Annotated in this window: 9 protein-coding genes; 5 read left to right on the top strand and 4 right to left on the bottom strand. The window is 66.2% G+C overall.

Annotated elements, in window-relative coordinates; genetic code table 11:
- Positions 1 to 28: 28 nt before the first annotated feature.
- Positions 29 to 457 carry a phosphopantetheine adenylyltransferase gene (locus HCA61_RS16600; RefSeq protein WP_169689264.1) on the bottom strand — a complete coding sequence of 143 codons (429 nt, stop codon included), beginning with the start codon at positions 455 to 457 and terminating at the stop codon, positions 29 to 31.
- Between the two features lie 175 nt (positions 458 to 632).
- Positions 633 to 3,410, bottom strand: a complete 2,778-nt coding sequence (locus tag HCA61_RS16595; RefSeq protein ID WP_169689263.1) for an FAD-binding and (Fe-S)-binding domain-containing protein — start codon at positions 3,408 to 3,410, stop codon at positions 633 to 635.
- A gap of 82 nt (positions 3,411 to 3,492) precedes the next feature.
- Between HCA61_RS16595 and HCA61_RS16590 the strand changes: the two genes are divergently transcribed.
- The 4 genes from HCA61_RS16590 to HCA61_RS16575 all read left to right on the top strand — a co-directional run bounded on the left by HCA61_RS16590 (position 3,493) and on the right by HCA61_RS16575 (position 11,985).
- Positions 3,493 to 6,750, top strand: coding sequence for an arabinosyltransferase domain-containing protein (locus tag HCA61_RS16590; protein ID WP_247273648.1), 3,258 nt, complete (start codon positions 3,493 to 3,495; stop codon positions 6,748 to 6,750).
- Positions 6,751 to 6,794: 44 nt separating this feature from the next.
- Positions 6,795 to 10,106: an arabinosyltransferase domain-containing protein gene (locus HCA61_RS16585; RefSeq protein WP_346777574.1), complete on the top strand. Its 3,312-nt coding sequence runs from the start codon at positions 6,795 to 6,797 to the stop codon at positions 10,104 to 10,106.
- A 185-nt stretch (positions 10,107 to 10,291) separates the two neighbouring features.
- A complete protein-coding gene (locus HCA61_RS16580; protein WP_169689260.1) occupies positions 10,292 to 11,290 on the top strand; it encodes a hypothetical protein in 999 nt (332 codons plus the stop codon).
- Between the two features lie 47 nt (positions 11,291 to 11,337).
- On the top strand, positions 11,338 to 11,985 hold the full coding sequence (locus tag HCA61_RS16575) for a TetR/AcrR family transcriptional regulator (RefSeq protein WP_169689259.1): 648 nt from the start codon (positions 11,338 to 11,340) through the stop codon (positions 11,983 to 11,985).
- 4 nt (positions 11,986 to 11,989) lie between these two features.
- On the opposite strand, the gene HCA61_RS16570 is transcribed toward HCA61_RS16575, so the two are convergent.
- Positions 11,990 to 12,613, bottom strand: coding sequence for a TetR/AcrR family transcriptional regulator (locus tag HCA61_RS16570; protein WP_169689258.1), 624 nt, complete (start codon positions 12,611 to 12,613; stop codon positions 11,990 to 11,992).
- Positions 12,614 to 12,690: 77 nt separating this feature from the next.
- On the opposite strand from HCA61_RS16570, the gene HCA61_RS16565 reads away from it, so the two are divergent.
- Positions 12,691 to 13,101, top strand: coding sequence for a RidA family protein (locus tag HCA61_RS16565; protein ID WP_169689257.1), 411 nt, complete (start codon positions 12,691 to 12,693; stop codon positions 13,099 to 13,101).
- A 75-nt stretch (positions 13,102 to 13,176) separates the two neighbouring features.
- Here the strand turns inward: HCA61_RS16565 and HCA61_RS16560 are convergent, their stop codons facing one another.
- Positions 13,177 to 14,718, bottom strand: a complete 1,542-nt coding sequence (locus HCA61_RS16560) for an acyl-CoA carboxylase subunit beta (protein ID WP_169689256.1) — start codon at positions 14,716 to 14,718, stop codon at positions 13,177 to 13,179.
- Positions 14,719 to 14,725: the final 7 nt, after the last annotated feature.

Here is a 14,725-nt window from a genome sequence, read left to right as displayed (position 1 = left end):
TACTGCGCGGACCGACAACGACAAACGTTCACACGGAAGACACCGCGGGTGAACAGCCTCGCACCTGACTCCGACCTGATTGCCGCCGCGTCAGCGCCGCTGCCGCCGCCAGTGTGCCGAGAAGTCCGATGTCCACTCGTGCGACGCGCACAAGCGCACCGTTCGAACCGTCGATGCTGTATGCGAGACCGACGAACGACCCCAGCCCCACCACACCCGACAGAAGCGCTGGGCGCCGATAGCGCGGTCTGGCCGCACCATCGATCAACGCCACGCCTAGGAGTCCGAAGAAGAGAGCGCGGTGGCGGAGAAGAAGTTCGACGTCCGGGTCCGCCACCGTGATCCCGTACAGTTCTTCGATCCGGCGTCGTGACAGCACCGCCGTCGCCGGGACGAGATGCGATCGGAGCACATGGGCCGAATGGGACGCCGCGAGGGACAGCTCGAGATCAACCACCGGCCGAGGCAACTCTGATCGACCTGTGCAGGTGCGCCGCTCCGGATGGCGCCGCCATGTCGGCAGGGTTCTCGTCGCCGTCCCACTTCAGCGACTCGTTCCTGCGGATGTTCGGCCTCACCGCCACGTCACTCGCTATGACGGGCACAAACATTGTGGTCGACGATGCGGCCCCCTACGGCAACCGCGACGCGAGCAGCTCCGCCAGATGAGTGCCACGACGATCGGTGAGGTCGCTGAGCTGAGTGCGGCACGAGTAACCGTCGGCGAGCACAACCGTGTCGGCGGCGGCGGATTCGACGGCAGGAACCAGCTGGTTGTTCGCGACCGCGACCGACACGTCGTAGTGACCGCGTTCGACTCCGAAATTTCCGGCGAGACCGCAACAGCCGCCGAGCCGGGTGATTTCCGCGCCGGCACGTTTGAGCAGCGCTGCATCGGCATCCCACCCCATCACCGCGTGATGGTGGCAGTGGGGCTGTGCGACGACCGTCGTGCCTGCCAGCGACGGTGGTTCCCAGTCGCCGAGCAACTCAGCAAGCGTGCGAGTCGATTCCGCCACCACGCGGGCCGGCTCGGAGCCGAGCAGTTCGAGGGTGTCGGACCTCAGCACCGCGGTGCACGACGGTTCGATACCGACGATCGGTGTCCCCGCACGGAATAGTTCGGTAACTGTGCGGCCCAGTATCTTTCGGGCATCGTCGAGCTGGCCGGTGGTGATCCACGTGAGAGCGCAACACTGTTGCTTCTCGGTGATCCGGACACGGTACCCGGCCGCCTCGAGGACCTCGACCGCCGCCATCCCGACTTCGGGAGTGAAGTAATCGGTGAACGTGTCGACGAACAGGAGGACAGGCTCGCCCGTGCGTGACCGCTGTCCCGCGGTCTCGGCGAACCAGCGCCGGAAATTGCGGGGTGCGAAGGCGGGTACGTTCCTTCGCCTGTCCATGCCGCCGAGCATCAATCCCGCCGACCCCACACCCGGAACCTTGGCGATCGAGTTGACCACCTTGGGAATTCGCGTGGCGAGTGCTGCCCACTGCGGTAACCGACCGAGGGTGTAGTGACTGATCGGACGTCGGCGACCGCGGTACGTCTGGTGCAGTACCTCCGACTTCCACGTGGCCATGTCGACACCGGTGGGGCAATCCGACGCGCATCCTTTGCACGACAGGCACAGGTCGAGGGTTTCGTGCACCTCCGGCGAGGCCCACCCTCCGGAGACCAACGAGCCGTTGAGCATTTCCTGCAGAGCCCTGGCCCGGCCGCGCGTCGAATCCTTCTCCTCGCGGGTGGCGAGATACGACGGGCACATCACCCCACCGACAGCCGTCGTATCGGCGCGACACTTCCCGACGCCGGTGCACCGGTGCACGGCCTGGGTGAAGTTGCCGTCGTCGTCCCGATACCGGAACGCGAGGCCGGTGCGGACGGCGGGCGCCGCAGGCACGCGTAGGTCGGCGTCGACGGGACGCGGGTCGACGAGGACACCTGGGTTGAGCAGGTTCTCGGGGTCGAAGACGGCTTTGACGGCGCCGAAGAGGCGCAGTGCATCGCCTGAGTACATCAACGGGAGCAGTTCGCTGCGGGCCCGTCCGTCGCCGTGCTCGCCGGACATCGAACCTCCGTACGAGGCCACCAAACGACCTGCAGCAAAGAGGAATTCGTGGAACAGTCCGGGCATCTCGAGTGGGATGTCGAGCCGGATGTGGATGCAGCCGTCGGCGAAATGTCCGTACGGGTAGCCGGTGATGCCGTAACTGTCGGTGAGCTGCTCGAAATCGCGCAGGTAGTCTCCGATGCGGTCCGGGGGCACCGCGGCGTCTTCCCATCCGGCGTGCGCGGGCAATCCGCGCGGGCTGCGGGCGGACAACCCGGAGCCATCCTCCCGGATGCGCCACAGTGCCGCGGCGCGTGCCGGATCATCGATGTGCAGGGCGTCGATTGCACCGGAGAACTCGACCATCGATACGGCACGGTCGTGGACCTCGCCGAAGTCGTCACCGACGAGTTCGACGAACAGCCACGCCGCACCACGCGGAAGCGGTGGGACCGCGCCGGGCCCACGCCGGGTACGGACGATGTCGACGATGCGCGAATCGAGGCCTTCACACGCCGTGGGACGGAACCGGAGCAGAGTGTGGGCGGCGTTGCCTGCGGCGACGATGTCGGGGTAGCCGAGGGCAACCATGGTGCGCACCGGCGAATCGGCAACCAACTGCACTGTTGCCTCGGTGAGCACACCGAGGGTGCCTTCACTTCCGACGAACAGTTTGCGCACGTCGAAGCGATTTTCCGGTAGGAGGTGTTCGAGTCCGTAGCCGGACACCTGCCTGCCGAACCGGCCGAATTCGGTGCGGATCGTCGCGAGGTTCGCGTCGACGAGATCACGCAGCGGATCGAGCATCGGCGCACTGCCGGGAAGTGAGAGCGGATGTCCGGTTCCGGTGAGGACCTCGATGCCGACGACGTTGTCGGAGGTGCGGCCGTAGCCGAGGGCGCGAGCGCCGCACGCGTTGTTGCCGATCATCCCGCCGATCGTGCAGCGGTTGTGGGTCGACGGGTCGGGGCCGAACCGAAGTCCGTGCGGCGCTGCGGCCCGCTGCACGGTGGCTTGAACTGCTCCTGGTTGCACGCGCGCGGTGCGGTGCTGAGGATCGATCTCGAGCACACGCCCCATGTGGCGGGAGAAGTCGAGCACCACCCCGGTTCCGACAGCGTTGCCCGCGAGCGAGGTGCCCGCGCCGCGGGAGGTGAGCGGCACTCCTTCACGGCGGCATACGTCGAGGGCAGCCGCTACATCGTCGACGCTGCGAGGGCAGACGACGACCTGTGGCGGCACCCGATAGAGCGAGGCATCGGACGAGTACATCGCGCGAGTGGTGCTGTCGTCTCGAACATCGGAGATCCCCGCTTGGCGGAGGCGAGTGCCGATCGCCGACGAGATCTCCATGCTGACCGATGCTAACTGTGTTGTGTCGCTCGCCGGATCAGGTCGAGCAGAACAATTCTCCATTCGCTTAGCATCGATCCCTGTGTCAGACGATTCCCCGGCTTCGAGCGTCCGTACCGCGCGCCTCATCGCAGTCCTCACCGGCCTGCTCGGAGTCGTCCTGGCAGCGGCCATCCCGTTTCTCCCTGTGAAGCAGGAAGCCGCGACCATTCAATGGCCGCAGAACGACGGCCTCGCCAGTGTCGAAGCGCCGCTCGTGACGTACACACCGCTCACGTTGCGGGTGAGCGTTCCGTGCGCGGCTGCCGCAGCGCTCGGGGACGACGGCGGCACGCTTGTGTCGACGGTGCCTCCGGGCGCACCGGACGCCACGGGCAACGCGCTCGTGATTCGTGCAGTACCCGGCGAGGACGGCGCGCCGGCCACCGTCGAGGCGGTGCTGCGGAACTCGGTGCTCGTTTCCGCGCCGCTCGACGCGCCGTGCACCGCGGTCACCGTAGCGTCCGATTCGAACCGGACCGCGGCGCAGATCGTGGGTGCGGACCCGGCCGTCGACGTCACCGTCGAAGGCGATGTTCGCCCCCAGATGGTGGGGGTCTTCTCCGACCTCGACGAGTCCGCCGTCCCGTTGACCACCGACGCCGACGCCGACCGACTGTTCGTGCAGGCGGAACTGGATTCCCGATTCACGTCCACGCCCACGGTGATCAAACTCGTCGCGATGATCCTGTGTGCTCTGTCCACACTGTCGTCGTTGGTCGCTCTGCACCGCATCGACGGGGTCGATCGCCGCAGGGCACGCAGGTTCCTGCCATCGCACTGGTGGCGGTTCACACCGGCCGACGCCGTGGTGATCGGAGTCCTCCTCCTGTGGCACGTCATCGGGGCGAACACCTCCGACGACGGCTACATCCTCAACATGGCCCGCGTGTCCGGCGAGGCCGGGTACATGGCGAACTACTTCCGCTGGTTCGGGGTGCCGGAGGCCCCGTTCGGCTGGTTCTACGATGTGCTGGTCCTGATGTCGCAGGTGTCGACCGCCAGCATGTGGATGCGGCTGCCCACGCTCATCGCGGCGATCGTGTGCTGGATGATCATCAGTCGCGAGGTGATTCCGCGTCTCGGCGTGGCCGTGCGACACAGCACTGTCGCGTTGTGGACCGCCGGCCTGGTGTTCCTCGCGTTCTGGCTGCCGTACAACAATGGCCTGCGCCCCGAACCGATCATCGCCGTCGGCGCCCTGCTCACGTGGTGCTCGATCGAGCGCGCCATTGCGACCGGCCGCATGCTGCCCGCCGCGGTCGGCGTGCTCATCGCCGCTTTCTCGCTCGCAGCCGGCCCCACCGGGCTGATCTGTGTGGCCGCGCTCATCGCGGGCATCCGTCCGCTCACGAAGCTCATCGTCGCGCGGCGGTCGCTGGTCGGGGTGCTTCCGCAACTCGCCCCGATCCTCGCGTCGGGCACCGTCGTGATGATCGCCGTGTTCGCCGATCAAACTCTGGCCTCGGTGCTCGAGGCCACCCGGGTGCGGTCCGCGGTGGGACCGAACGTGCCGTGGTTCGACGAACGACTGCGCTGGGACGCGCTGCTCACCGTGGCACCCGACGGTTCGCTCGCTCGCCGCTTCGGCGTGTTCATCATGCTGCTGTGCCTTGTCGTGTGCGTGATGCTCATCCTCAGGAAGGGTCGCATCCCAGGTACCGCGATCGGCCCGTCGAGGCGCATCCTCGGGATCGTTTTCGCATCGTTGCTGTTGATGATGCTCACGCCCACGAAGTGGACCCACCACTTCGGTGTCTATGCGGGTCTGGCAGCGGCCGTCGCAGCTCTCGCCGCGATCGGAGTGGGTGCAGCGGGGATACGGTCGGCCCGCAACCGTGCACTGTTCAGCGCGGGTGTGCTGTTCGTGCTCACGATGTCGTTCACGGGGTCCAACGGCTGGTGGTACGTCTCGAGCTACGGCGTCCCGTGGTGGGACAAGCCGCCGTCCATCTCGGGATACGGGTTCTCGACAGTGCTGCTCGCCCTGACGGTGCTCGCGCTGATCGTGGCGGCATGGTTCCATCTGCGCGAACCGTTCGCGAAGCCGAAACCGGCACGGAACGGTCGAGCTCGCGCACTTGCGTCGGCACCGCTGACCGCCGTCGCAGCGGGCGTCGTGCTCTTCGAAGTGCTCTCCCTCGTCAAGGGCGCCGTATCGCAGTACCCGGCCTACTCGATCGCGCGCTCGAACGCCGCCGCCTTCTCGGGCGGGTGCGGTCTCGCCGATCACGTCCTCGTCGAAGCCGACCCGAACTCCACCATGCTCGCCCCGCTGAACGGCCTCGCCGCAGACGCTCTCGGCGCCGGCCGCGCCGACGGGTTCACTCCCAACGGCGTCGCACTGGATCTGACCGCGGACGCCGAGATCACCACCACCGGTGGCGCGAACTCCCTCGAGGCCGACGAAGGCGGCACCACCACCTCGACGACGGCGGGCACCGGCGGTGGGCGCCGCAGTGACGCCGGGATCAACGAGAGCACTGTGCAGCTACCGTTCGGGCTCGACCCCGCACGCACCCCGGTGCTCGGCAGCTACCGGAGCGGCACACAGCACGCGGCCGAGCTCGAATCCGGGTGGTACGCGCTGCCCGAACGCACCGCTGATACACCGCTGCTCGTCGTCACCGCGGCGGGTCGTGTGCAGTACGTCGACCCGGATGGTGTCATCACCCCCGGTCAGGACGTACTCTTCGAGTTCGGTGTCTCCTCGGGTGAGAACGTCGACGCGATCGGGCGGGTCGCACCGATCGACGTGGGGCCGGCGCCGTCGTGGCGCAATCTGCGGGTGCCGAGCGACGCGATCCCCGCGGACGCCGACGCCGTGCGGCTCGTCATCGACGACGGCGACCTGTCGCCGGACCAGTGGGTCGCGGTGACACCACCTCGGATGCCGCAGCTCGACACGTTGCAGACGGTCATCGGTTCCGAGGCTCCCGGCCTCCTCGACTGGTCGGTCGGGCTCGCCTTCCCGTGCCAGCGCCCGTTCGGCCACCGCTACGGTGTCGCCGAGGTTCCCGAGTACCGCATCCTTCCGGACCGCGTGGGCGCCGATGCGACCAACGGATGGCAGGACTCCATCGGCGGCGGGCCCCTCGGATGGATCCCGCTGCTGCTCACCGCCGAGACCGTGCCCACCTATCTGAATCACGACTGGGATCGCGACTGGGGGTCGCTGGAGCGGTACCGACGGATCGACCCGGACGCAGGCACAGCGACCATCACGGTCGATGAGATCACCCGCTCCGGTCTGTGGAATCCGGGAGCGATCCGTGACGGAGTGCCCGATCTGCTCGAATGAGGGCGCGTGACCGCGCTGGTCACTGCCCGATACCATCGACTCCCGTGCCCGACGCCACGACGAACGACTCCTCCCCAGCGGTGACCGCCACACGACCGGTCGGTGAGGACCTGCGTTCGCAGTACCGCACCGCGCGGCTCATCGCAGTCGTCGCCGGAATCATCGGGATGGTGCTCGCCCTCGCGACACCGTTCCTGCCCGTCAAGGTCACCGAGGCGACGGTGTCGTGGCCGCAGAACGGCTCGATGACGGACGTCGAGGCCCCGCTCATGTCGCAGGTGCCCCTGCAGCTGACGGCGACCGTGCCATGCGTCGCGCTCGCACAACTCCCCGAGAGTGGCGGCATGGTTCTCGCAACCGCGCCTTCTCGCGGGCAGGACGCCGCACTCAACGCGATGTTCGTCCGGGTCGGGCCGGAGAACGTCGACGTTCTCGATCGCAATGTCGTGGTCGCGACTGCGCCGCGCGCCGAGGTCGCCTCCCCCGCCTGCACCGAGATCAGAATCTTGTCCGATATCGAGCGCACCACCGCCGAGTTCGTCGGCCTCACCGACGACAACGGCAATCCCCGCGCGGGTGAACTGACCGGCGACCTGCGGCCCCTCGTCGTCGGCGTGTTCAGCGACCTGTCCACCGATGTTCCCGGTCTCGACGTGCAGATCGACGTGGACTCGCGGTTCTCGTCCACGCCCACGCTCGCGAAGTCCCTCGCGATGATTCTCGCGGTGCTGGCGACGGCGCTGGCCCTGGCGGCGCTGGCGAAACTCGACGGCACCGACGGCCGCGGGCACCGACGCTTCCTCCCGTCGCATTGGTGGAAGTTCCGCGGCGTCGACTTCGTGGTGGTCGGCACACTGATCGGCTGGCATTTCTTCGGTGCGAACACCTCCGACGACGGCTATCTGCTCACCATGGCGCGGGTGTCCGATCACGCCGGATACATGGCGAACTACTTCCGGTGGTTCGGTGTCCCCGAAGCCCCGTTCGGCTGGTACTACGACGTGCTGGCCCTGTTTGCGAAGATCTCGACGGCAAGCCCGTGGATGCGTCTTCCCGCGTTGCTCGCCGGGATTCTGTGCTGGATGGTGATCAGCCGCGAGGTAGTGCCGCGCCTCGGTCGTGCGGTCCGGCACAATCAGGTCGCCCTGTGGACAGGCGGCCTCGTGTTCCTCGCGTTCTGGCTGCCGTACAACAACGGTCTGCGGCCCGAGCCGATCGTCGCCGTCGGTGCTCTGCTCACGTGGTGCTCCATCGAACGCGCAATCGCCACCGGACGGTTGCTTCCCGCTGCCACGGCCGTTGTCATAGGCGCGTTCACGCTCGCTGCTGCTCCGACTGGCCTGATGTGTATCGCTGCGTTGATCGCCGGTATCCGGCCCATGACGCGCATCATCGTCCGCAAACATCGCGAGGTCGGCACGTTGCCGCTTCTCGCTCCGATCGGCGCCGCCGGACTGCTCGTGCTCGTCGTCGTCTTCTCCGACCAGACGCTCTCCGCGGTCCTCGAAGCGACCCGGGTGCGCACCATCATCGGCCCCAACGAGGAGTGGTGGAACGACTTCCTCCGCTACTACTACCTGATGGTGCAGACCGTCGACGGTTCGCTGCCCCGCCGCTTCGCGTTCCTGGTCATGGTCCTGTGCCTGTTCACGACGCTGCTCGTGCTCCTGCGTCGTCGTCGCATCCCTGGGATCGCAGTGAGCCCGTCGTGGCGCCTGATCGGCATCGTGTTCGGAACGATCTTCTTCATGATGTTCAACCCCACGAAGTGGACCCACCACTTCGGGGCGTATGCGGGCATCGCAGGCTCCCTGGCTGCGCTGACCGCAGTGATCGTGTCGGCGCAAGCGCTGCGGTCACGCCGCAACCGCACGATCTTCCTGGCAGGGCTGCTGTTCGTCCTCGCCATCTCGTTCGCGGGCATCAACGGCTGGTGGTACGTGTCGAGCTACGGCGTGCCGTGGTTCGACAAGACCGTGTCGCTGTCGGGGTACCAGTCGAGCAGCTTGTTCCTGGTTCTGTTCGGTCTCGCCCTCGTCCTCGTCGCCTGGCAGTACCTGCGCGAAGGCTATGCACCGCCACCGGAGAAACCCACGTCGAAGAAGGGGCAGCGGATCCGTACGTTCGCGGCCGCGCCGCTGACCGTCGTCGCGGCGGCGATGGTGTTGTTCGAAGTCCTCTCGCTGCTCAAGGGCGCCGTGTCGCAGTATCCCGCGTACTCACTGGCCCGTTCGAACGTCGACGCACTGACCGGTTCGACGTGTGGCCTCGCCAACGACGTCCTCGTCGAGAGCGACCCGAACGCCGGGCGGCTCGAACCGATCCTCGATCCTGCGAATCCGCCCAGCGGCGGTGATGCTCTCGCAGGAGCCGGTCCCGTCGGGTTCTCCCCCAACGGCGTCCCGAGCGATCTGACAGCCGACTACGTCGAGGTCAAGCCCGGGCAAGGCAATACCGATACCCAGAGCATCGGACCGACCTTCGAAACCGGGGCAGGCGGCGGCACCACTGGCGGTTCGGGTGCAGAGACGATCAACGGCAGCACCGTGAAGTTGCCGTTCGGTCTCGACCCCGCGGTCACTCCGGTCCTCGGCAGCTACCAGGACGGCGTCCAGGAACCCGCGATGCTCACGTCGAGCTGGTACCAGCTACCCGAACGCAGCGAGGACACTCCGCTGATCGTCATTTCCGCGGCCGGTCGTATCTGGTCGTACGACGACACGGGCGCGTTGACCTACGGACAGTCGTTGCTGCTCGAGTACGGCACCCACAACCCCGACGGAACATTCGAGGTCAAGGGCAGCTACTTGCCCCGCGATATCGGACCCGCGCCGTCGTGGCGGAATCTGCGGATCCCGATTGCGGACCTGCCCGAGGACGCCGATGTCGTCCGCGTCGTCGCGAACGACCCCAATCTGACCGGCGACCAATGGCTCGCGTTCACGCCGCCGCGTGTTCCGCAGCTCGACACGCTCCAGTCGGTGATCGGTTCCGAACAGCCGGTACTGCTGGACTGGGCGGTCGGGCTGCAGTTCCCGTGCCAGCGTCCGTTCGACCACGCTTACGGGGTCGCGGAGATGCCGAACTATCGCATCCTCCCGGATCGTCCGCTGGCGGTGTCGTCCACCGATACCTGGCAGGCTGCCGAATTCGGTGGGCCACTCGGCTTCACCGAGGTGCTCGCGCGGGCCGAACAGATCCCGACGTATCTCGATGGCGACTGGGCCCGTGACTGGGGTTCACTCGAACGCTACGTGCGGTTCTATCCCAACGCCGATCCCGCCGACGTGGCGACCGATGAGGTTACCCGGTCGGGCCTGTGGAACCCGGGGACGCTGAGGGTCTACGAGCGGTAGGGCAGCACCCGCCCCCCGATTGACCGAACGTCACCTTCATACACTCCAAGTGACCGAAGGTGACGTTCGGCCAAACCCCCGCTGGCACACCGGGTTATCCACAGCACGGCATTTCATCCACAGGTCGGTCCACCTACGCGCGCAACGAACCTGTTCTGTCCCTTGTGGTCGGCATCATGTTCGCCATGAAACGGGGAGCCTGGGGCGACGACCCCTCAGCACTGCACGCACTGAGCGTCAACGGGATCATCCGGACCGCGACGCTACTCGACTTCGGTGTCACCTCTGGGACAATCTCTGGACGCTGCCGCAATGGCGGTCCGTGGCAACGGATCCTGCCAGGCGTCATCGGGTTACACAACGGTCGGCTCAGCACGACCGACCGGCACACGGCAGCGCAACTCTATGGAGGCGCTGATGCAGTGCTCTCGGGGCATGCCGGATTGGCGCTTCACGGCTACCAGCATTCCGCCACAATGAGTGATGTTCTTATCCTCATCCCCCATGAACAACACCGACGGAAATTCTCGTTCGTCGATGTCGAGCGGTCCTCTCGTCTCCCAGATCCCGTGGGCAAGGGAAAACTGCGCGTCGCGCCTGTAGCTCGCTGCCTGCTCGACGCCGCTCGCCGTATGTCGAGAACGGACCGATGCCGGGCTCTGCTGACGTCGGCTCTGCAACGCGGCGACGTCACCGTCGACGAACTGACGCAGGAACTGGCCGAGGGGAGCCGCCGAGGGACTGCCGTGCCGCGATCGGTCCTACGCGAACTCTCCGACGACGCGCATTCTGTCGCTGAAGTGTGGGCACAGAAACTGTACGCGACCAGCGGCTTACCAGCGATGATGCACAACGTGGATGTCGTCACCGAGGACGGCACCTGGATCGCTCGCCCCGACGGCTGGATGGACGACGTCGCCGTGGCGTGGGAGATCGATTCACTCGCGCACCATTTCAGTCCGGCCGACCACGAGAAGACGATGCAGCGCCGAGCCCGTATGCAGCGGCACGGGATCATCGTGGTCGAGCACCTGCCCGCTCAGATCCGAAACTCACCCGCGATGGTTCTCTCCGATCTTCGGGCAGCCGTCGAACACGCTTCCCGGCGCCCTCGACCCCCAGTCCGATTGACCGAACGTCACCTTCATACATCCCAAGTGACCAAAGGTGACGTTCGGCCATAAAGCGGTGGGTGCACAGAATTCGGTTCCGATTCCCTAGAATGACGAAGGTGACCACCGAAGACATCACCGGCACCAGCTCCATGTCGGCCCGCGCCACCGAAGCGGTACAGCGGAGCCTCACTCCGCGGCAGGAAGCCGCGAGTCGCGACGTCGATCGTTTGATCAAGGCCGGACGGGATCTGCTGACCGCCGGATCACCCGCGCGTGTCGCCGATATCGTGGCCGCTGCCGGACTGTCCAACGATGCGTTCTACCGCTATTTCCGCAGTAAGGGCGACTTCGTCGACGCAGTGGTCGAGGAGGGCGGACACCGCCTCGTCGATCATCTGCGCAGGAAGATCGATGCAGCCGAGACGCCGGAAGCGGCGTTGCGCGCCGGCGCGACCGTGATCTTGAGGCAGGGCATCGACCCCGAGATCGCTGCCGCGACGCGCAACGTCGTGGGCGGGGGCGCCGGCGGACGATCGCATGCCCCGAAGGTGCGGGAGGAGCTCGAGCTCACCCTCGCTCGCGTCCTTGTCGGTCCGATCACCGATCTCGGCTCCACCGACCCGGAGCGGGATTCGACAACGACCGCGATTCTGTTGCTGGCGCAGATGGAACATCTGCTGTGGAAGGACACGACGGACTTCGATCCGGCCACAGAGGTCGAGCACATCCTCACCTACATCATCAGCGCCCTCCACACCGGCTGATCACCTACGTTTCGCGGGCGGCCCGCTGCTTCCACCCCTCCTCGACAGATGCCCGGCACCTGTCGGGTTCGTCTCCTGCCTGGACGAACAGTGCGGTGAGCATGACAACGCAGTGGTCGACGGTGGTGTGTGGTAGCGGTCCGTTCGCCACGAGCGACACGAGTCCGTGGTCGATCGCCCAACTCTGGATCGCCAGTTCGAGCGGGTCGACGTCGGCGCGGAAGCGGCCCTCGTCCCGCGCTCGTCGCGCAGCCTGGACGAGATATTCCAGGGTGGCGTCTGCCGCCTCGAGATCTTCGAGTTCGACGCTCGCGTCGAACATGACGCGGTACAGGTCGGGGTGATCGAGGGCGTTGTCGACGTAGGACGCGGACAACGCCGCCAGATCTCGCACCGCATCACTCGATGTCTCCACCGTGCGGAACCCGGACTCGAGGCGCGTGAACCCTTCCTGCCGAAGGGCTTTCCACAATCCTTCCATGCCACCGAAGTAGGTGTAGACGGCCATCGTCGACACCCCCGTGCCTGCCACCAGCGAGCGCAGTGTGATGGGTTCGCGGGCTCGCAGCATCTGCGCTGCGCGCTCGACGAGGAGGGTGCGCACCGCTGGATCCTTCGCTCTCACCATGACGACACTTTACATAGCATCGCACTGTTATAGTTTGAAGGTCCGCTTCCGGACTTCGACCACCCCAGGAGACCTCCATGGCCGTCACGCTCGTCAACCCTGCAGGACTTCCGCAGACCGACCTGTACAAACAGGTATCGGTCGCCACCGGATCGAAAATGGTGTTCATCGCCGGACAGGTCGCGCGCGACGCCGACGGCAACAGAATCGGCGAGGGCGACCTCGCCACGCAGACCGAGCAGTGCTATCTCAACATCGCCACCGCCCTGACCGAGGTCGGTGCGAGCTGGGGCGACATCGCGAAACTGACCGCCTACATCGTCGACTGGACTCCCGAGAAGATGGCCCAGCTCGTAGAAGGCGGCGGCCGAGCAGCCGCCAAATTGGGAATCGAGGGACCACTGGCACCGCTGACCGGCATCGGTGTCTCGGCACTCGCCGAACCCGACCTCCTGGTGGAGATCGAAGCCACCGCAGTCCTCGACTGACACGCGCAGACTGACACGCGAAAGTCCCACCGGCACAGCCATGTCGACGGCCGGTGGGACTTCTCGGTCAAAACCTCAGAGCGGAAGCAGGTGATGCTTGCGCGGGTTCTTGAACACCTTCTTGTCGCGGAGAAGTGTCAACGCCTTCCGGATCTCGAGACGCGTGGTCTTCGGCTCGATCACCGCATCGATGTAGCCGCGCTCGGCCGCGATGTACGGGGTCGCGACATGCTCGTTGTAGAAGTTGATGAGCTGCTGACGCACCACCGGAGCGTTCTCGCCTGCCTCGGCGATCTGCTTGCGGCCGATCACCGCGACCGCAGACTCCGCACCCATCACCGCGATACGCGCGGTGGGCCATGCGAAGTTGATGTCGGCACCGAGCTGCTTCGAGCCCATCACCGCGTAGCCGCCACCGTACGACTTGCGCACCACGACGGTCACCTTCGGCACCGACGCCTCCACGTACGCGAACAGGAACCGTCCGCCACGCTTGATGACGCCGATCTTCTCCTGGTCGACACCCGGCAGGAAGCCCGGCGTGTCGACGACGAACACCAGCGGGATGTCGTATGCATCGCACACACGCACGAAATGCGCGGCCTTGTCGGCGGCCGCAGCATCGAGCGCACCCGATAGGTACAGCGGCTGGTTCGCGACCACACCGACGGGGCGCCCATCGACACGCGCGTAGCCGGTGATGATGTTCGGGGCAGTCTGCGAGCGGACCTCGAAGAAGTCGCCGTCGTCGAAGATCTTGAGCAGGATGTCGTGCATGTCGTAGCCGGAGTTGTCGGCGTCGGGCATGAACGAATCGAGCTCGATGTCGTCGGTCGTGATCTCAGGTTCGAGACCCGGGTTGATCACAGGAGGCTTCTCCTGCGCATTCGACGGCATGTAGCTCAGATACTGGCGCACCCAATCGAACGCGGCCTTCTCGTCGGGCGCGACATGGTGCACATTGCCGTACTCGGCCTGCTTACGGGCGCTGCCGAGCTCCTCGAGGCTGACATCCTCACCGGTGACCGCCTTGATGACGTCGGGGCCGGTGACGAACATGTACGCCTCTTCGGTCGCCACGACGACGTCGGTGTTGATCGGCGCATACACGGCACCACCGGCGCACTTGCCGACGATGACCGAGATCTGCGGCACCAGTCCGGACAGCGGTTCGGTGCGCTTACCGATCTCGCCGTACCAAGCGAGCGAGGTCACGGCGTCCTGGACGCGGGCTCCGCCGGAGTCGTTGATACCGACGACGGGGCAGCCGATCTTCAATGCGTGTTCGAGAACAGCAGACACCTTGCGGCCGAACATCTCACCGACGCTGCCGCCGAGGACGGTCTGGTCGTGTGAGAAGACAGCGACGGGGCGGCCGTCGACCAGTCCGTGTCCGACGACGACCGCGTCGCCGTAGAACGCGTTCGGATTGCCGGGCGTCTTCATCAGCGCGCCGATCTCGACGAAGGTGCCCTTGTCGAGGAGCATGTCGATGCGCTCCCGAGCGCTGGGGATGCCCTTCTTCGCGCGCTTGGCGATTGCGGCTTCCCCTGCGGGTTCGTTCGCGATCTCCAGTTTTGCGCGCAGCTCGGCCAGTTTTTCTGCCGTAGTGGTCACTACTTTG

Source organism: Rhodococcus sp. HNM0563 (genome assembly GCF_012726195.1).
GTDB lineage: Bacteria > Actinomycetota > Actinomycetes > Mycobacteriales > Mycobacteriaceae > Rhodococcus.
The sequence above is the reverse complement of the archived record's forward strand: the minus strand, read 5'-3'. Positions and strand labels throughout refer to the sequence as shown.